General features: G+C 71.3%; 22 protein-coding genes and 1 riboswitch. Of the genes, 19 read left to right on the top strand and 3 right to left on the bottom strand.

All coding sequences use genetic code 11. The features are described from left to right. Positions 1-14 precede the first annotated feature (14 nt). The 6 genes from fmt to rpe all read left to right on the top strand — a co-directional run bounded on the left by fmt (position 15) and on the right by rpe (position 5,967). Positions 15-941 carry a methionyl-tRNA formyltransferase gene (gene fmt / locus SHK19_RS10555; protein ID WP_322938618.1) on the top strand — a complete coding sequence of 309 codons (927 nt, stop codon included), beginning with the start codon at positions 15-17 and terminating at the stop codon, positions 939-941. Positions 942-961: 20 nt separating this feature from the next. Continuing rightward, complete coding sequence (locus tag SHK19_RS10560; protein ID WP_322938619.1) at positions 962-2,377, top strand: RsmB/NOP family class I SAM-dependent RNA methyltransferase; 1,416 nt, start codon at positions 962-964, stop codon at positions 2,375-2,377. Between the two features lie 14 nt (positions 2,378-2,391). Next, a complete protein-coding gene (locus tag SHK19_RS10565; protein ID WP_322938620.1) occupies positions 2,392-3,411 on the top strand; it encodes an LLM class flavin-dependent oxidoreductase in 1,020 nt (339 codons plus the stop codon). A gap of 191 nt (positions 3,412-3,602) precedes the next feature. Beyond that, on the top strand, positions 3,603-4,571 hold the full coding sequence (gene ligD / locus SHK19_RS10570) for a non-homologous end-joining DNA ligase (RefSeq protein WP_322938621.1): 969 nt from the start codon (positions 3,603-3,605) through the stop codon (positions 4,569-4,571). A 75-nt stretch (positions 4,572-4,646) separates the two neighbouring features. Beyond that, positions 4,647-5,243: a hypothetical protein gene (locus SHK19_RS10575; protein WP_322457034.1), complete on the top strand. Its 597-nt coding sequence runs from the start codon at positions 4,647-4,649 to the stop codon at positions 5,241-5,243. Between the two features lie 55 nt (positions 5,244-5,298). Further along, positions 5,299-5,967 carry a ribulose-phosphate 3-epimerase gene (gene rpe, locus SHK19_RS10580; RefSeq protein ID WP_322938622.1) on the top strand — a complete coding sequence of 223 codons (669 nt, stop codon included), beginning with the start codon at positions 5,299-5,301 and terminating at the stop codon, positions 5,965-5,967. Between the two features lie 11 nt (positions 5,968-5,978). On the opposite strand, the gene SHK19_RS10585 is transcribed toward rpe, so the two are convergent. After that, positions 5,979-6,680, bottom strand: coding sequence for a DUF2207 domain-containing protein (locus SHK19_RS10585; RefSeq protein WP_322457032.1), 702 nt, complete (start codon positions 6,678-6,680; stop codon positions 5,979-5,981). 120 nt (positions 6,681-6,800) lie between these two features. Next, positions 6,801-6,930, top strand: a riboswitch (FMN riboswitch). A gap of 132 nt (positions 6,931-7,062) precedes the next feature. Here SHK19_RS10585 and ribD point away from each other — a divergent pair. From ribD to SHK19_RS10620, 7 genes are read left to right on the top strand one after another with little or no spacing between them, the layout of a single operon-like run. Further along, positions 7,063-8,076, top strand: a complete 1,014-nt coding sequence (ribD, locus tag SHK19_RS10590; protein WP_322938688.1) for a bifunctional diaminohydroxyphosphoribosylaminopyrimidine deaminase/5-amino-6-(5-phosphoribosylamino)uracil reductase RibD — start codon at positions 7,063-7,065, stop codon at positions 8,074-8,076. Next, complete coding sequence (locus SHK19_RS10595; RefSeq protein ID WP_322457031.1) at positions 8,076-8,663, top strand: riboflavin synthase; 588 nt, start codon at positions 8,076-8,078, stop codon at positions 8,661-8,663. Before ribD ends, SHK19_RS10595 begins: the two co-directional genes overlap by 1 nt. Next, entirely contained in the window at positions 8,660-9,958 is a 1,299-nt protein-coding gene (locus SHK19_RS10600; RefSeq protein WP_322938623.1) for a bifunctional 3,4-dihydroxy-2-butanone-4-phosphate synthase/GTP cyclohydrolase II, read from the top strand. Before SHK19_RS10595 ends, SHK19_RS10600 begins: the two co-directional genes overlap by 4 nt. Position 9,959: 1 nt before the next feature. Next, positions 9,960-10,445: a 6,7-dimethyl-8-ribityllumazine synthase gene (gene ribH / locus SHK19_RS10605; RefSeq protein ID WP_322457029.1), complete on the top strand. Its 486-nt coding sequence runs from the start codon at positions 9,960-9,962 to the stop codon at positions 10,443-10,445. 11 nt (positions 10,446-10,456) lie between these two features. Then, positions 10,457-10,720 carry a phosphoribosyl-ATP diphosphatase gene (locus SHK19_RS10610; protein WP_322457028.1) on the top strand — a complete coding sequence of 88 codons (264 nt, stop codon included), beginning with the start codon at positions 10,457-10,459 and terminating at the stop codon, positions 10,718-10,720. A 7-nt stretch (positions 10,721-10,727) separates the two neighbouring features. Next, positions 10,728-11,576: an ATP phosphoribosyltransferase gene (gene hisG, locus SHK19_RS10615; RefSeq protein WP_322457027.1), complete on the top strand. Its 849-nt coding sequence runs from the start codon at positions 10,728-10,730 to the stop codon at positions 11,574-11,576. After that, on the top strand, positions 11,573-12,034 hold the full coding sequence (locus SHK19_RS10620; RefSeq protein ID WP_322938624.1) for a PH domain-containing protein: 462 nt from the start codon (positions 11,573-11,575) through the stop codon (positions 12,032-12,034). The genes hisG and SHK19_RS10620 overlap by 4 nt, the downstream gene beginning before the upstream one ends. Here the strand turns inward: SHK19_RS10620 and SHK19_RS10625 are convergent. Then, positions 12,021-12,629: a nucleoside/nucleotide kinase family protein gene (locus tag SHK19_RS10625; protein ID WP_322457025.1), complete on the bottom strand. Its 609-nt coding sequence runs from the start codon at positions 12,627-12,629 to the stop codon at positions 12,021-12,023. The two genes, SHK19_RS10620 and SHK19_RS10625, sit on opposite strands and share 14 nt — an antisense overlap. After that, positions 12,619-13,842, bottom strand: coding sequence for an alanine racemase (locus tag SHK19_RS10630; RefSeq protein WP_322938625.1), 1,224 nt, complete (start codon positions 13,840-13,842; stop codon positions 12,619-12,621). The genes SHK19_RS10625 and SHK19_RS10630 overlap by 11 nt, the downstream gene beginning before the upstream one ends. Before the next feature lie 29 nt (positions 13,843-13,871). Here SHK19_RS10630 and SHK19_RS10635 point away from each other — a divergent pair, with 29 nt between their 5' ends. The 6 genes from SHK19_RS10635 to SHK19_RS10660 all read left to right on the top strand — a co-directional run bounded on the left by SHK19_RS10635 (position 13,872) and on the right by SHK19_RS10660 (position 17,888). Beyond that, positions 13,872-14,471, top strand: coding sequence for an SseB family protein (locus SHK19_RS10635; protein WP_322938626.1), 600 nt, complete (start codon positions 13,872-13,874; stop codon positions 14,469-14,471). 319 nt (positions 14,472-14,790) lie between these two features. Next, positions 14,791-15,411, top strand: a complete 621-nt coding sequence (infC, locus tag SHK19_RS10640) for a translation initiation factor IF-3 (RefSeq protein WP_405030473.1) — start codon at positions 14,791-14,793, stop codon at positions 15,409-15,411. Positions 15,412-15,432: 21 nt separating this feature from the next. Then, a complete protein-coding gene (rpmI, locus tag SHK19_RS10645; protein ID WP_240252130.1) occupies positions 15,433-15,627 on the top strand; it encodes a 50S ribosomal protein L35 in 195 nt (64 codons plus the stop codon). A gap of 42 nt (positions 15,628-15,669) precedes the next feature. Further along, a complete protein-coding gene (gene rplT / locus SHK19_RS10650; protein ID WP_149752161.1) occupies positions 15,670-16,059 on the top strand; it encodes a 50S ribosomal protein L20 in 390 nt (129 codons plus the stop codon). Between the two features lie 7 nt (positions 16,060-16,066). Next, positions 16,067-16,855: a TrmH family RNA methyltransferase gene (locus SHK19_RS10655; protein WP_322457022.1), complete on the top strand. Its 789-nt coding sequence runs from the start codon at positions 16,067-16,069 to the stop codon at positions 16,853-16,855. A gap of 10 nt (positions 16,856-16,865) precedes the next feature. After that, the gene (locus tag SHK19_RS10660) at positions 16,866-17,888 is read left to right on the top strand and encodes a sensor histidine kinase (RefSeq protein WP_322938627.1); all 1,023 of its coding nucleotides are present in this window, start codon (positions 16,866-16,868) and stop codon (positions 17,886-17,888) included. The last annotated feature ends 58 nt before the right edge of the window (positions 17,889-17,946 follow it).

A 17,946-nucleotide genomic window follows, 5' to 3' on the forward strand; every position in this document is an offset into this window, starting at 1 on the left:
GGGAGCGTGGTCAAGTGAGAGTCGTCTTCGCCGGCACGCCCGAGGTCGCCCTCCCCGCCCTCGACGCGATCGCCGGGTCCGAGCACGAGCTGGTGGGCGTCGTGACCCGTCCCGACGCGCCCTCCGGGCGCGGACGGCGGCTGACGGAGAGCCCGGTGGCGGCCAGGGCGGCGGAGCTCGGCGTACCCGTGCTCAAGCCCGGCCACCCCCGTGAACCCGACTTCCAGTCGGCACTGCGCGACCTCGCCCCGGACTGCTGCCCTGTGGTCGCCTACGGCGCCCTCATCCCGCAGAGCGCGCTCGAAATCCCGGTGCACGGCTGGGTCAACCTCCACTTCTCGCTGCTGCCGGCCTGGCGGGGTGCGGCCCCGGTGCAGCACGCCATCTGGGCAGGCGACGAGATCACCGGCGCCACGACGTTCCGGATCGTGCAGGAGCTCGACGCCGGACCGACCTACGGCGTGATGACCGAGGCCGTGCGACCGACCGACACCGCCGGCGACCTGCTCGAGCGCCTCGCCGAGGGCGGTGCCGGACTCCTGGTCGCGACGCTGGACGGGATCGCCGCCGGCTCCCTGGAGGCTCGCGACCAGCCCGCCGAGGGCGTCAGCCTCGCCCCGAAGATCACCGTGGACGACGCACGCGTGCAGTGGGGCGAGACCGCGGTCGCCACCGACCGCCGGATCCGCGCCTGTACGCCGGGGCCGGGCGCCTGGACCACCTTCGAGGACGAGCGGGTCAAGCTCGGCCCGGTGACGCCCATCGGCAACGGCCCCGACCTCGCGCCGGGCGTGCTCTCCGTCGGCAGGTCCGAGGTGCTGGTCGGCACTGCGACCGTCCCGGTGCGGCTCGGTGAGGTCAAGGCGTTCGGGAAGAAGCAGATGCCGGCAGCGGACTGGGCGCGCGGCGCCCGGCTCGCCGACGGCGCGAAGTTCTCGTGAGGCCGCGGGACGACGGGCCGATGCCCGCAAGCCGGAAGCACCGGCGCCCGCCGCCGTCCCGGACAGCCGATCCCGCGCGCACCGCCGCGCTCGAGGTGCTGCGCCTGGTGCGGACCGAGGAGGCCTACACCAACCTGGTGCTGCCGTCGGTCGTCGCGAGGCTCGAGCTCGACACCCGGGACGCCGCGTTCGCCACCGAGCTCGCAGCCGGCACGATCCGCCGTCAGGGAACGTACGACGCGATCCTCGCCGCCTGCATCGACCGGCCGCTGCGGCGGGTCGAGTTCGGGATCCTCGACATCCTCCGGCTGGGCTGCCACCAGCTGCTCGGCATGCGGGTGCCGGCGCACGCCGCGATCAGCAGCACCGTCGACCTCGCGCACGCCAAGGCCGGGCGGGGTGCCGGGGGCTTCGTCAACGCCGTCCTCCGCGCGGTGACGCGGCGCGACCTCGATACGTGGATCGCGGAGGTGGCCCCGCAGCCCTCGGGCTCGAGGGACGAGCGGATGGAGCACCTCACCGTCAAGCACAGCCACCCGCGCTGGGTGGTCGACCTGCTCGACGCGGCCGCGCCGGACGACGACCTCGACGCCCTGCTCGCCGCCGACAACGTGCCGCCGAAGGTGACGCTCGTGGCGCGCCCCGGCCGCGCCGAGGTCGCCGAGCTGCCCGGTACGCCGACCCTGTACTCGCCGTACGGCGTGGTCCTCGACGGTGGCGACCCCGCCCGGGTCCCCGCTGTCGCCGAGGGTCGCGCCGGCGTCCAGGACGAGGGCTCGCAGCTGGTCGCCCTCGCGCTGGCGAGCGCCCCGGTCGAGGGTGCCGACAAGGTCTGGGTCGACCTGTGCGCCGGCCCCGGCGGCAAGGCCGCGCTGCTGGCCGCCATCGCGGCCGAGCGCGGCGCGGGCGTGCTCGCGGTCGAGCAGCACCTGCACCGGGCCGGGCTGGTACGCCGCGCGCTGGGCGGGACCGGCCGGCTGCCCGGGGTGCTCGGCCTGGTCTCCGCTGACGGCACCAGGCCGCCACTGGCGGCGGCGAGCGCCGATCGGGTGCTGGTCGACGCCCCGTGCACCGGCCTGGGCGCGCTGCGCCGCCGTCCGGAGGCGCGGTGGCGCCGCAGTCCCGACGACCTGCTGGCGCTGGTGCCGCTCCAACGACGGCTGCTGGCGAGCGCCCTGGAGCTGGTCCGTCCCGGTGGCGTGGTCCTCTACGCGACCTGCTCGCCGGTGCGCGCCGAGACGGTCGACGTGGTGTCGTCGGTGCTCGGGTCCGGCGAGGCGGTCGCGCTCGAGGACGTGCGGCCGTTGCTGCCCGGGGTGACCGACGCCGACGGCCCGCTCGAGGGCACCGCCCAGCTCTGGCCGCACCGCCACGGCACCGACGCGATGTTCCTCGCGCTGCTCCGGAGGGGCGAGGGAATCACCGCGGGTGGTTGAAGGTTGAACCAGACGTGAAGAACATCGGTTTCCTCTCCTTCGGGCACTGGACGCCCAGCCCGGCCTCGCAGGCGCGCTCGGCGGCCGACGTGCTCCAGCAGTCCATCGACCTCGCCGTCGCCGCCGAGGAGCTGGGAGCCGACGGCGCCTACTTCCGGGTGCACCACTTCGCCCGCCAGCTCGCGAGCCCGTTCCCGCTCCTCGCCGCGGTCGGTGCCCGCACCAGCCGGATCGAGATCGGCACCGGCGTGATCGACATGCGCTACGAGAACCCGCTGTACATGGCGGAGGACGCGGGGGCCGCCGACCTGATCGCAGGCGGTCGGCTGCAGCTCGGCATCAGCCGCGGCTCACCGGAGCAGGTGGTGGAGGGCTGGCGCTACTTCGGCTTCGCTCCAGCCGAGGGGGAGACGGACGCCGACATGGCCCGGCGGCACACCCAGGTCCTGCTGGACGTCCTCAAGGGCGACGGTTTCGCCGAGCCCAGCCCGCACCCGATGTTCCCCAACCCGCCGGGCCTGCTCCGGGTCGAGCCCCACTCCGAGGGTCTCCGCGAGCGGATCTGGTGGGGCGCCGCATCGGACTCGACAGCTCGCTGGGCCGGGGAGCTCGGCATGAACCTGATGAGCTCGACCCTCAAGGAGGACGAGTCCGGGGAGCCCTTCCACGTGCAGCAGCGCAAGCAGATCGAGTCCTTCCGAGACGCATGGCGCGCGGCCGGGCACGACCGCGAACCGCGCGTGTCCGTCAGCCGCAGCATCTTCGCGCTGACCAACGACCTCGACCGCGCCTACTTCGGCGCGGACCGCAGCTCGTCGGACCAGGTGGGCTACATCGACAGCATGCGGGCGGTCTTCGGCCGGTCGTACGCCGCCGAGCCCGACGTCCTGGTCGAGCAGCTGCGCGGTGACGAGGCGATCGCGGCGGCCGACACCCTGCTGCTGACCGTTCCCAACCAGCTGGGCGTCGACTACAACGCCCACGTCCTCGAGTCGATCCTGACCGAGGTGGCACCCGGGCTCGGCTGGCGCTGACCGTCCGCCCCCGCCGTCAGGGCGCGTCGCCTCACTTCGCGCCTGCTGCGCGACGTGTCCGGCTCGATCTGGCTGCGTTGGCGTCGCTCGACGTGCGCCCAGCATGCCAGCGCTCCGCCGCCTTGCCAGATCGGCCGGAAACGCCGCTCGCTACGGCGCCAAGTGAGGCGACGCGCCCTAGGCTCCCTCCCATGGCGAGCCCGTCGGTGGAGATCGAGGTCGACAACCGGGTCGTCAAGGTGACCAACCCGGACCGGGTCTACTTCCCTCCTCAGAGATCAGGGCAGGCGGGCGCGACCAAGCTCGACGTGGTCGAGTACTACCTCGCCGTCGGCCCCGGCATCGTCAACGCCCTGTGGGAGCGGCCGTGCATGCTGCACCGGTTCCCGAAGGGCCTCGCGGGCGACAAGGTGCACCAGAAGCGGCTTCCCGCCGGTGCTCCACCGTGGGTGGAGACGGTGCAGCTCTACTTCCCGCGCTGGGGGCGCACCGCCGACGAGCTTTGCGTGACCGAGCTCGGCGCCGTCATCTGGGCGGTCCAGATGTCCACGGTCGAGTTCCACCCCTGGAACAGCCGACGCGGCCAGACCGAGCAGCCCGACGAGTGGCGGATCGACCTCGACCCGGGCCCGGAGTCGACGTACGACACGGTCCGCAAGGTCGCCCACGTCGCTCACGAGGTGCTCGACGAGCTGGGCGCGGTCGGCTTCCCGAAGACGAGCGGCAGCAAGGGCCTGCACGTCTACGTCCGGATCCGTCCGGACGGTGACCACAAGGTCGTCCGCCGGGCCGCGCTCGCGTTCGCCCGCGAGGTCGAGCGTCGTGCCCCCGACCTGGTGACGACCGAGTGGTGGAAGAAGGACCGCGACCCGGAGCACGTCTTCGTCGACTACAACCAGAACGCCCGCGACCACACGATCGCTGCGGCCTACTCGCTGCGTGGCCTGCCCGACGCCCGGGTCTCCACCCCGGTCCGGTGGGACGAGATCGACGACGCCGACCCGCGCGACTTCACCATCCACACCGTGCCGGCCCGGTTCGCCGAGCTCGGGGACCTGCACCACGACATCGACGACCACGTCTTCGACATCGCGCCCCTGCTCGAGTGGGCCGATCGCGACGACGGCGCGGGTGCGCCGGAGCCCGACCAGGGCGACTAGGCACCGCCCGTGGGGCGGATCCAGATCAGGTCATGGTCGGCGTTGCCACGGTCTTTACGCAGACCTACGCTCGGAATGGCTCTCGGGCATCGCGCCGCCCAAAAAGGGGATGTCATGCATCGTGTTCGGATCACCCGAGTCCTGACCGTTATGGGGGCGGCTGCCACCGTTGCAGTTCTTAGCGCAGTTCCCGTTGCTGCCGACCCTTCATGGAGCGAATCCTTCGTCGACGAGTTCGATGATGTCAGCGAGGATTGGTGCGGCGTCGAGGGCCTCGACGTGAGGGTCGTCGGGACGGCCCAGGGGTGGGAGGGGTTCAAGTCCGGCGGGAAGGGTCCCCTCGACTACTTCCATTCCAAGGTCAAGATCGACGAGGTCCACATCGCCCCGACCGGCGTAGAGACCCGGTTCACCGCGAACGTAGTCGACAAGGACTCGTTCGTCGTCGAGACGGAGTCGACGTTCGAGATCGACGCGCTCGCCACCGGCAACGCGACCCTCTACGGACCTGACGGGAAGGCGATCGCACGCGACCCAGGTCAGATCCGGTTCCACCTTTCGGTCGACAAGGAAACTGGCGAGGAGACGTTCACCCTTCTCCGCGAGTCGACGGGGCGCACCGACGACTTCTGCGCCGCCGAACTCGCCGCGTTCGGCGTGGCGCTGTCGTAACCCAGCATGCAGCGCGGGTGCGCCGGAGCCCGACCAGGGCGACTAGGCTCCGCCCGTGGGGCACATCCAGATCACGCCGTCGATCCTCAACGCCGACTTCGCCCGGCTGGGTGAGGAAGTCGCCCGGATCCCGAGCGCGGACTGGATCCATGTCGACGTCATGGACAACCACTTCGTCCCCAACCTGACGTTCGGGCCGACCATGGTGGAGTCGCTCGCCCGCTCGACCGACACGCCGCTGGACGCGCACCTGATGATCGCGGACGCCGACCGCAACGCGCCGGCGTACGTCGAGGCCGGCTGCGGCTCCGTGACGTTCCATGTCGAGGCCGCCAGGGCCCCGGTCAGGCTGGCGCGGGAGATCCGCGCCGCCGGCGCCCGGGCGTCGATGGCGCTGAAGCCGGCGACGCCGATCGAGCCCTACGAGGACCTCCTGCCCGAGCTCGACATGCTGCTGATCATGACCGTCGAGCCCGGCTTCGGCGGCCAGAGGTTCCTCGACCTGTGCCTGCCCAAGATCCGGCGCGCGCGGTCGATGATGGACAAGCACGGCATCGAGACCTGGCTCCAGGTCGACGGCGGGGTCTCGCTGGAGACCATCGAGCGCTGTGCCGAGGCAGGCGCGGACGTGTTCGTCGCCGGCAGCGCCGTGTTCTCCGCCGACGACCCGGACGCGATGGTCGCCGCCCTGAGGGAGAAGGCGACCGACGCTGCCGACGACTGACGTCGCGTGCCTCAGCCGGGAGGCAGGAGCACCCGGACGCGCACGGGGGTGTGGTCGGCCAGCGCTGCGGTCGTGACCACCAGCGTCGTCGTGCCGACGCCGCCGACGTCGCACGACTCGTCCTCGCCGACGAGGCACTCCGCCTGGCTCGCCGCAGCCGGCAGCCGGACGGTCAGGTCGGATGCCTCGATGTCCAGGTCCCACTCGCTCGGGATCAGCTGCCAGTCGAACAGCCGCACGAGGGTGCCGCGCTCGGACTCCAGGACGTCCGCGACGCCGTACTCCATCCGCACCACGTGCTCGCCGACCGACAGCGTCCGGTCGGGATCGCCGATCCTGAAGACCCGGTCATCGCCCTCGACGCTGTCGGCGACGGGCGTCCGTCCGCCGTCGAGGGTGGCAGTGAAGTCCTCGACCTCCGTGCCGGTGTCGAACGTGCGGAAGATCCCGTGCCGGTCGTCCACGGGCACGTCGAGCGTCAGCGTCTCCACGACGGTGAGGTCGCCGGCGACGCTCACCGAGAAGTCCGCGTCGTAGAGCGTGACGCTGACCGGGTCCTCGACGGTGTCGGGGGACGACTCCTGCTCGGGCGTCCCGCTCGGGCTCGTCGACGAGGGGTCCGACCCGGCCCCGTCCGGAGTGTCGGTGTCGTTGCACCCGGACAGCAGCAGGACGGCCATGAGCGATGCGAGCACGTGTCCGACGCGGGGCATGGCGACACAGTAGGGGCGGCAGGAGATGGCGATGGCCCGATCGGCAGCTTCGGGTGTCCGAGACGAGCACCACATTGCGGGAATACCCCCGCCCTGTGCCACCATTGACACCACAAGAGCTCGCGTGCTCTGGGGTCGGTGAAACTCCGAGCCGGCGGTGAAAGTCCGCGACCCGATCACAGCCAGTGATCGGTTGACCAGGTGAAACTCCTGGACCGACGGTCAAAGTCCGGATGGGAAGTGCACGCACGAGTGGAAGACGTCGGTGGTGCTGCCACGGCGTCTCCCGCCCCCTGAATCCCCGGAGTCCGAGCACAGGACGGTACGGACAGGGGAAGGGGTCACAGGCGTGGCGGAGACCAACGCTTCGGAGCACGACGCGATGCTGCGCGCGCTGCAGCTCGCCGCGTCGCCGGGTGTCCCGCTGGGACCGAACCCGCGGGTGGGCTGCGTCCTCCTCGCGCCGGACGGGACCATCGTGGGCGAGGGCTACCACCACGGTGCCGGCAACCCGCACGCCGAGATCGAGGCCCTCAAGGTGGCCGGGGACCTCGCCCGTGGCGCCACCGCCGTGGTGACCCTCGAGCCGTGCAACCACACCGGCCGGACCGGGCCGTGCTCCGAGGCGCTGATCGAGGCCGGCGTCGCGAAGGTCGTGGTCGCGCAGCGCGACGCCAACCCGATCGCCGAGGGCGGCCTGGACACGCTGGCAGCCGCCGGCGTCGAGGTCGGCCACGGACTGATGGCCGACGAAGCGCGCGCGCTCAACCCGGCCTTCACCTTCGCGCACGAGCACGCCCGGCCCTACGTCACCTGGAAGTTCGCCACCACGCTCGACGGCCGGAGCGCCGCGGCCGACGGCACCTCCCGCTGGGTCTCGTCGCCTGCCGCGCGAAGGGACACCCACCTGCTCCGGGCGCTCTGCGACACCATGCTCGTCGGCACCAACACCGTCGAGGTCGACGACCCGCAGCTCACGGTCCGTGGCCCTGACGACCGGCCGCTGGCCCACCAGCCGCTCCGCGTCGTGATGGGGGAGCGGGACCTCGACCCCGACCGCCGGGTGTTCGACACCGCGGCCGAGACCCTGCACCTGCGCACCCGTGACCCGCTCGAGGCGCTGACCAGCCTCTACCGCGAGCACGGCCGCCACCACGTGTTCTTCGAGGGCGGCCCGACCCTGGCGGCAGCCTTCCTCAGCGCGGGCGTCGTCGACGAGGTCGTCACCTACGTCGCTCCGATGCTGCTCGGCTCCGGCACCGCCGCGGTCGGCGACCTAGGCATCCCCACGATCAGCGACGCGCTCCGGCTCGAGATCACCGACGTCACCGTCGTCGGTGAGGGCACCGAGGCCAACGTCCGGTTGAAGCTGCAGCCGGCGAAAGGAGACGGTTGATGTTCACCGGCATCGTCGAGGAGCTCGGCACCGTCGCCGTGCTCGAGGAGCAGGCGGACGCGGTCCGGCTGACGGTCGAGGGCAGCGTCGCCACCACCGACGCCGCGCTCGGCGACTCGATCGCGGTCAACGGCTGCTGCCTGACCGTCGCCGCCCTCGGGGACGGGACCTTCACCGCCGACGTCATGAAGATGACGCTGGACAAGACCTCTCTCGGCGCGCTCACTGTCGGCCACCGGGTCAACCTCGAGCGCGCCTGCACACCGCAGACCCGGCTCGGCGGCCACATCGTCCAGGGCCACGTCGACACCACGGGCACGATCCTCGGCCGCTCCCCGGGAGAGCACTGGGAGCTGGTCGAGATCGCACTGCCCGAGCAGATCCAGCGGTACGTCGTGCTGCACGGGTCGATCACCGTGGACGGGATCTCCCTGACCGTCGCCGAGCTCAAGGACGAGAGCTTCGTCGTCTCGCTGATCCCCGAGACGCTCGCCCGCACGACGCTCGGCTTCAAGCAACCGGGTGACCCGGTGAACCTCGAGGCGGACATCATCGCCAAGCACGTCGAAAGGCTGATCAAGACATGAGTGACCCCACTGGCCCCACCAGCAAGGTGCGCCTCGACCCGGTGGAGCGCGCGATCGCCGACATCGCGGCCGGCAAGGCCGTCGTCGTGGTCGACGACGAGGACCGCGAGAACGAGGGCGACCTCATCTTCGCCGCGGCCAAGGCGACGCCCGAGCTGATGGCGTTCACGATCCGCCACAGCAGCGGCGTGATCTGCGTGCCGATGCCGGGAGCCATGCTCGACCGGCTCGAGATCCCACTGATGACGCCGCACAACAAGGACAGGATGCGGACGGCGTACACGATCTCGGTCGACGCCCGCGACGGCGTCTCCACCGGCATCTCCGCCGCCGACCGCGCGCACACCGCACGAGTCCTCGCGGACTCGGCCACCGAGCCGTGGGAGATCACCCGCCCGGGTCACGTCTTCCCCCTGCGCTACCGCGAGGGCGGCGTCCTGGCGCGGCGCGGCCACACCGAGGCCGCCGTCGACCTGGCCAGGCTGGCCGGGCTCACCCCGGCAGGTGTGCTGGTCGAGGTCGTCAACGACGACGGCACCATGAAGCGAGGGGCCGAGCTGCGGGCGTTCGCCGACGAGCACGACCTGGCGATGATCTCGATCGAGGAGCTGGTCAAGTACCGCCGGCGCACCGAGATCCACGTCATCCGCGAGGCCGAGACCCGGCTCCCCACCAGCCACGGCGACTTCACGGCGTACGGCTACACGATCACGGTCGACGGCAGCGAGCACGTCGCCCTGGTGTACGGCGACCCGGCCACCCTGAGCGACGGCGTGCCGGTCCTCACCCGGGTGCACTCGGAGTGCCTCACCGGTGACGTGTTCGGGAGCAGTCGTTGTGACTGCGGTCCCCAGCTCAACGAGGCGATGGACCGCATCGTTGCCGAGGGCCGCGGCGTCGTCGTCTACCTCCGAGGCCACGAGGGTCGCGGCATCGGCCTGGTGGCCAAGCTGCAGGCCTACCAGCTCCAGGACGGCGGCCGCGACACCGTGGACGCCAACCTCGATCTCGGGCTGCCGGCCGACGCGCGGCACTACGGCGCCGCGACGCAGATCCTCCGCGACCTCGGCATCGGCGAGGTGCGGCTGCTGACGAACAACCCCGACAAGGTCAGCAACCTCGAGGACTACGGCATCAAGGTCACCGAGCGGGTGCCCCTGACACCGCACCCCAACGACCACAACCTGGCCTACCTGCTGACCAAGCGGGACCGGATGGGCCACCACCTCCCCGACCTGGAGCTGCCCCTCGACGGACGCGGCACCCCGGGCGACCTGAGTGCAGGAGCGATCTGAGATGGCCGGACACGGAGCCCCCGACCCCCGCCCCACCGACTGCCACGACCTGCGCGTCGCGGTGGTCGCGGCAAGCTGGCACACCGAGGTGATGGACGGGCTGCTCGCGGGTGCCGAGCGGGCGTTCAAGGACCACCAGGTCGAGGCGCCGGTCGTCGTCCGGGTTCCGGGCACGTTCGAGCTGCCCGTGGTCGCCGCGGCGCTCGCCTCCCAGCAGTACGACGCCGTGATCGCGCTCGGAGTAGTCATCCGGGGTGGCACCCCGCACTTCGACTACGTGTGCACCGCCGCGACCGACGGACTGACCCGGGTCGCGCTCGACCACCAGGTCGCGATCGGCTTCGGGGTGCTCACCTGCGACGACGAGCAGCAGGCGCTGGACCGGGCCGGGCTCGAGGGTTCGCAGGAGGACAAGGGCTACGAGGCGACGACCGCGGCGCTGCTCACCGCGCAGACCCTGCGCAAGGTCAAGCGCCACACCCCGTAGCCTTGACGCTCGTGAAGACGTTCGACGAGCTCTGGGCCGAGCTGAGCGAGAAGGCGCAGACCCGGCCCGCCGGTTCCGGTACGGTCGCGGCTCTCGACGCCGGCGTGCACCAGATCGGCAAGAAGCTGGTCGAGGAGGCAGCCGAGTCCTGGATGGCCGCCGAGCATGAGAGCAAGGACCGGGCCGCCGAGGAGATCAGCCAGCTGATCTACCACGCCCAGGTCCTGATGCTCGCCCTCGGCCTCGAGCCCTCCGACGTCTACGCACACCTCTAGGACCACCATGACCCGCCTCAAGATCGCGATCCCCAACAAGGGAGCGCTCACCGCCGCCGCCATCGACATTCTCAAGGAGTCGGGCTACCGGCAGCGCACGGACGCCAAGGAGCTCCGGCTCATCGACGTCGACAACGACGTCGAGTTCTTCTACCTGCGGCCGCGCGACATCGCGCTGTACGTCGGTGAGGGCACTCTCGACGTCGGCATCACCGGCCGCGACCTGCTGCACGACTCCGGCGCCAAGGCCGAGGAGGTCATGCCGCTGGAGTTCGGCCGCAGCACCTTCCGGTTCGCCGGACCCCAGGGGGAGTACGACGACCTCGCGCAGCTCGCCGGCAAGCGGATCGCCACGTCGTACACCGGGATCGTCCAGACCTTCCTCGCTTCCCACGGGATCGAGGCGCACGTCGTCCGCCTGGACGGCGCGGTCGAGACCAGCATCCAGCTCGGAGTCGCCGACGTCATCGCCGACGTGGTCGAGACCGGAAGCACGCTGCGCCGCGCGGGCCTGGAGGTTTTCGGCGAGCCGATCCTCGAGTCCGAGGCCGTCCTCATCACCCGCGCCGGCAACGGCTCGGTGGCGTTCGAGGTGTTCAAGCGCCGGGTCGAGGGCGTCCTCGTCGCCCGCGGCTACGTGATGATGGACTACGACATCGAGGAGACGAGGGTGTCCGACGCGGTCGCGCTGACTCCCGGTCTCGAGGGTCCGACCATCTCGCCGCTGCGCCGCGAGGGCTGGGTCGCGGTCCGGGCGATGGTGCCGCGCGCGGGCTCACAGCGACTGATGGACGAGCTGTACGACCTCGGCGCCCGCGCGATCCTGCTCACCGACATCCACGCCTGTCGCCTGTGACCAGCCCCGACAACCCCGACAGCCCCGACAGTGCCGCGCTGCCCAGGACCTGGCGACCGAGGGGCCCGCGGATCGCGGCACTCGTGTTCGGCGTCGTGCTGGTGCTGACGTTCGCCGGGCTCTGGATCAGCTTCCCCCAGGAGACGAAGGACGCCGTCAGCCCGCTGCAGCGCGCCACCGTCATCTTCTTCATCGGGCTGGGGCTGCTGCTCCTCAACGGCCTGGCCCGCTCCCGGGTCGTCGCCGACGAGACCGGCCTGGAGGTCGTCAACGGCTACCGCAAGCGGCACCTGGAGTGGGCGCAGGTCGTCTCCGTCCACATGCCGCCCGGGGCGCCGTGGCCGACGATGGACCTCGACGACGGCACGACGATCTCGGTGATGGGCATCCACGGCTCCGACGGCGTCCGCGCCCGGACCGCTGTCGCCGAGCTCAAGACGCTGCTCAATCGCGCCTGACCAGCTCGGCCGGGCCGGAGCCGGTGCCGTCGACGACGATGTCGGCCCGCTCCGCCGTGCGTTGGGTCGCGAAGTGGGCGTCCTCCTGCCGCATCCACCCGTCCCACTGCGGGGCCAGCTCCTCCCCGTCGCGCTCGAGGCCGCGTCGACGGCGGAGCTCCCGGGGTGCGGAGACCCAGACCAGGACGGTGATCAGCGTGCCGAGCTCGGCCCGTCCGGAGCCCACGCCCTCGAGGACGAGGAGGGGCGGGGGCTCGACGTCGACGGTCTCGACGAACTCCCCTCGATGCCAGTCGTAGCGCCGGTAGAACCCCGGCTTCCCCACGATCAGCGGGCGGACCAGGGTGCTGAGCTGGCGGGCGACGTCGTCGAGGCCGGCCCAGCCGTCGTACAGGTCGTCCATGTGGATGACCCGCGCACCCGGATCGAGCGCGGCGACGCCGGCCGCCAGCGTGGTCTTGCCCGACCCGGCCGGACCGTCGATGGACACCAGGCGGGTGTCGCCGAGAGTGGGGCGGCGCGCCAGGGCGAGGTCGAGGACCAGCCGCGCCGTCTCCTGCGGCGAGCCCGGAGCCGCCGGCTCCTCAGAAAGCAAGGCCGTGGCCACGGTAGGTCGGCACGCTGTCGACGATGTGATCCCCGGAGACCAGGTGCGCGGTCGTCGCGTGCTCGAACGGCTCGCCCGACTTGGCGGGGCGGAACCACACCAGGTCGCCGATCTGCAGCAGCGCCGCCGGGTGGCCGGTGAGCGGCGTCTGCACCTCGCCGGCACCTTCGACGCCGGTGAGGTGGAGGCCGGCCGGCGCCCACGGCACCGGCAGCCGGTCGTTCGCGGCGGTGCCGCTCGCGATGAAGCCACCGCCGTGCACGGTGGCGATCTCGGGTGACGGACGGCGGGTCACCGGGAGCCCGAAGAACGCCGCGGGCCGCGGGTCGAAGGCCTGGTAGTGGTCGAAGAGCGCCGGGACCAGCAGTCCGGAGCCCGCGGAGAGCTCCGTGACCACGGGGTCGGCGGTCGACGTCTCGAGCGAGCCCGAGCCGCCGGCGTTCCAGAACCCCACCTCGGTGACCTCGCGCAGCGCATCGGCGATGGCGGCGCGGCGCGCCCGCAGCTGGGAGACGGAGGCGTCCTTGAGACGTCGTACGACGAGCGACCGCGCGCGCTGGTGCGGCACCGCGTCCGGCACTCCGGCGACCTGTCCCTCGTAGGTCATCACGCCCGCGAGCTGGAAGCCCGGCCGGTCGATCACCGTGCGAGCGAGCGCGACCACGTCCGGTGCGTCGTACAAGGGTGACCGCTTGGGACCCACGTGCCGGCCACCGACGATCAGTCCGGCGTCGATGTCGATGGCGACCCGCACCGGCACCGCGGTCGACGCGCGGACGGCGTCGACGGCGTCGAGGTGCGCGACGTCGTCGATCATCAGCGTGATCCGCGACGCGGCGCGTGGGGACGCGACCAACGATGCCAGTGCGGCCCGGTCGACGGTCGGGTAGGCCACCACGATGTCGCCGTCGTCGCCGAGGACCTTCTCCTCGAGCCAGAGAGCTTCGGCGAGGGTGTAGGCGAGGATCCCGCGGAAGCCCTGGTGCGACAGCGCGCGCCGGATCAGCGCCGGGACCCGCAGCGACTTCGACGCGACCCTGACCGGCTTGCCGGCCGCCCGCTCGACGAGGTCCGCCGCGTTCGCGTCGAAGGCGTCGAGGTCGACGACGAACACCGGCGTCGGCAGCGGTGCGTCGTGGTCACGCACCGCCGCGTCGAGCCGTGCCGCCAGCCGGTTGCGCGCGATGGAGTCGGACGGCATCTGCGCATCGTTGCACGCAGGTGACGTGGATGCGGGGACCCGACGCGACCGGTGGGACGATGGGCAGCGTGACCGACCGGCACCCGAAGCAGCGGCTCATCCAGGGCTCGCCGTACGTCGACGACGACGGCTCGGCCGACCCCGCTCTGCGGGCCTCGCTCCGCGCGTACGCCGACGGTTCCGCGGAGTATCCCGAGGTGCTGGCGGCGCTGGCCGGTGCCCGGCTACTCGTCCCCGTGGTCGCTCTGATCGGCGAGGTGGAGCACGACGCCGCGGGGCTGGCGCACGACAAGTCCAGTGACATGGCGACGGTCCTGCTGACGGCGCCCGACGGACGGCAGGCGCTGCTCGCGTTCTCCGGCGCCGACTCGATGCGGACCTGGGACCCGGACGCCCGCCCAGTGCCGGTCGCGGCTGCCCTCGCCGCCGCGACGGCGGTGCAGGAAGGCGCCGACGCGCTGGTGGTGGACGTCGGGAGGGAGCACGCACTCACGGTCGCCGGTGAGGACCTGCGTCGCCTCGCGACCGGAGGACGCCCGGTGCGGCTGCCCGACGATGGCTGGGCGTGGGCGCTGGCCGATCCCGGGATTCGCCCGCCGGGGAACAACTCGGGTAACATCCTGCGTTGACCGATCCGTCACCCCGACTCCGCAGTGGAACCGGGATGGCAGATCTACAAGCGGGGACCAGCAGCATCATCGTCTCCCACCCGCATCGACCGCCCGCCGAGCTGAACTTCTCGGCAAGAGGTCGTCGGGTCCGGTCCGTGAGACCCGGTCGGGCGCGTGAGCGTGCGGGCGACGGGGTTGCGACTGGCTTCCGCTTGGACGAGCGGGAGCCGTTCTTGCTTTTCGAGGCGGTATCGCTCCCTAGACCAACAACACTGGAGGACACATCAGCACTGAGCTGCGTATCAACGAGCGGATCCGGGTACCCGAGGTCCGACTCGTGGGACCCAACGGCGAGACCGTCGGGATCGTCCCGACCGACCAGGCACTCAAGCTGGCCCAGGAGGCCGACCTGGATCTCGTCGAGATCGCTCCGATGGGCAAGCCGCCCGTCTGCAAGCTCATGGACTACGGGAAGTTCAAGTACGAGAACGCCCAGAAGGCCCGTGAGGCGCGACGGAACCAGACCAACGTCATCATCAAGGAGATGAAGCTCCGGCCGAAGATCGACCAGCACGACTACGAGACCAAGAAGGGTCACGTCGTGCGGTTCCTCAAGGCGGGCGACAAGGTCAAGATCACGATCATGTTCCGCGGCCGCGAGCAGCACCGCCCCGAGCTCGGGTTCCGGCTGCTGCAGAAGCTCGCGGAAGACGTCGAGGAGCTGGGCTTCGTGGAGTCGTCGCCCAAGCAGGACGGCCGCAACATGATCATGGTCCTGGGCCCGAACAAGAAGAAGGCCGAGGCGAAGGCCGAGGTGAAGGCCGCCAAGCAGGAGGCCGCCGCCGAGCGCGACGCCGAGAAGGCCGCCGAGCACGCAGAGCGCGTCTCCCACCAGCCGGCGACGCACCGGAAGCCCAAGCGGGCCAACGAGGCGCTCGACCCCGACATGGACGTCTGAGAAGAAGAAGAGAGCGAAGAGATGCCGAAGAACAAGACGCACTCCGGTGCCAGCAAGCGGTTCCGGGTCACCGGCAGCGGCAAGATCCTGCGGGAGAAGGCCGGCAAGCGCCACAACCTGGAGAAGAAGTCCTCCAAGGTGACCCGCCGCATGACCGGCACCACCGAGGTCGCCAAGAACGACGTCCCGCGCGCGAAGAAGATGCTCGGTCTCTGACCGGCCCACGCAACGACTGAGCACCGAAACAAGGAGTAGAAGATGGCACGCGTCAAGCGCGCAGTGAACGCGGCGAAGAAGCGCCGGACGACCCTCGAGCGCGCCAGCGGCTACCGCGGCCAGCGCTCGCGGCTCTACCGCAAGGCCAAGGAGCAGGTCACCCACTCGCTGGTCTACAGCTACAACGACCGGAAGAAGAACAAGGGCAACTTCCGGCGCCTGTGGATCCAGCGGATCAACGCGGCCGCCCGCGCCGAGGGGATGACCTACAACCGGTTCATCCAGGGCCTCAACCTGGCCGGCATCGAGGTCGACCGCAAGATCCTCGCGGACCTCGCCGTCAACGACCCGGCCGCGTTCTCGGCGATCGTGGCCCAGGCCAAGGCCGCCCTTCCCGAGGACGTCAACGCCCCGGCGCAGGCCTCGGCCTGAGCCTCGCATGACCCCTCTCACCGTGGGCAACGCCCGCGTGAAGGAGGCCCGGAAATTGAGCCGCCGCTCGGTGCGAACCGAGCGGCGGCTGTTTCTTGCCGACGGCCCGAAGGCCGTCGAGGGTGCCCTGGAGGTGCCGGACCGCGTCGTCGAGGTCTTCGCGACGCCCTCGGCGGCGGAGCAGCACGCCGCACTCCTGGCGGGTGCCGACGCCACCCTGGTCGACGACCGGGCGCTCGCCTCCCTCTCCGACGCCGTCAACCCTGCCGGCTTGGTCGCGGTCGTCCGCCACTTCGATCAGGCCGTCGACGACATGCTCGACGCGAACGGGATGCTGGTCATCTGCGCCGACATCCGTGACCCCGGGAACGCTGGCACGGTCCTCCGAACTGCCGACGCCGCAGGAGCCCACGCGGTGGTGTTCGCGGGTCAATCGGTCGACCCGTACAACCCCAAGACGGTGCGCGCGAGCGTCGGCAGTCTCTTTCATGTGCCGTTTGCGATCGACTCCGATCCGGAGGGGCTGATCCGCAACGCCCAGGCCAACGGCTGGGTCGTGCTCGCTGCGGACGGTGGGGGAGAGGTCGATCTGTTCGAGGCCGACGACCTGCTCAACCAGCGGGTCGCCTGGCTGTTCGGCAACGAGGCGTGGGGGCTGCCGGCCGAGCTCGCTGAGCTGGCCGACCACCGGGTGCGGATCCCGATCCACGGTCGGGCCGAGAGCCTCAACCTCGCGACCGCCGCGGCGCTGTGCCTCTACGCCAGCGCGCGGTCCCTGCGCAACCAAGGCCACTAGCATCGAGCGCATGCCGCACGACGCCCTCGACGCGCTGCCCGACGGCGTCGTGCTTGCGGGTCCCGACGGCAGGGTGCTGGTCACGAACACCGTGGCGCGGAGGATGCTCGGCATCACCGAGGACCTGACCGGGATGCCGCTGATGGCGGTGCTGGCGCTCAGCGACCACGACGGCAACGGCTGGGTGGAGAGCAACGCCCCTTACGCGGGACTGCCGAGCCGGACCGCCGTGCCCGAGCAGTCCTGGCTGCTGCCCGACGGCACCGAGGTCCTGGTCGCGGCGCGGCTGCACCGCAAGGAGCGTGGTGGCCCGGTGGAGACCGTCGCCGTCAGTCTCCGCTCCGGGCGCGGCCGGGCCCGGCTCGACCGGGAACGGTCGGACCTGGTCGCCACCGTCGCCCACGAGCTCCGCTCACCGCTCACCGGCGTCCGCGGCTTCGTCCACGCGCTCCTCAACCGCTGGGACAAGCTGAACGACGAGCAGAAGAAGCTGATGCTCAACACCGTCGCCGCCGACGCCGACCGGCTCAGCCGGCTGATCGCGGAGCTGCTCGACGTGGCGCGGATCGACACGGGGCGGCTCCAGATGCACACGCGACCCTGCGACGTCGTGGTGCTGTGCGAGCGAGTCGTCGCGTCCGTCCAGCAGGCCACGTCGCGGCGGATCGACCTCGAGGTCCACGAGGTACCCAAGGTGGCCGCGGACCCCGACAAGGTCTCCCAGGTCGTCACCAACCTGGTGGAGAACGCCGTCCGTCACGGCGAGGGCGACGTCGCGGTCACCGTCGCACCCGACCCGGCCGACCCGTCGTTCGTCGCGATCTCGGTGGTCGACGAGGGGGAGGGCATCCCGGAGAAGCTGCGGCAGCGGGTGTTCACGAAGTTCTGGACGGCGAGCTCGGGAGGCGGCTCCGGGCTCGGCCTCTACATCGTCAACGGCCTGGTCCGGGCCCACGGCGGCACCGTCATGATCGACGACCGACCGGGCGGGGGCGCGTCTGTCACCGTCACCTGGCCCGTCCACGCGGGATAGGGCGTTGCCCCCCGTCCGGTACCTGCTACGCGACATTTCCGACTCGATCTGGCTGTGT

This window comes from Nocardioides bizhenqiangii, from assembly GCF_034661235.1.
Taxonomy (GTDB): domain Bacteria; phylum Actinomycetota; class Actinomycetes; order Propionibacteriales; family Nocardioidaceae; genus Nocardioides; species Nocardioides bizhenqiangii.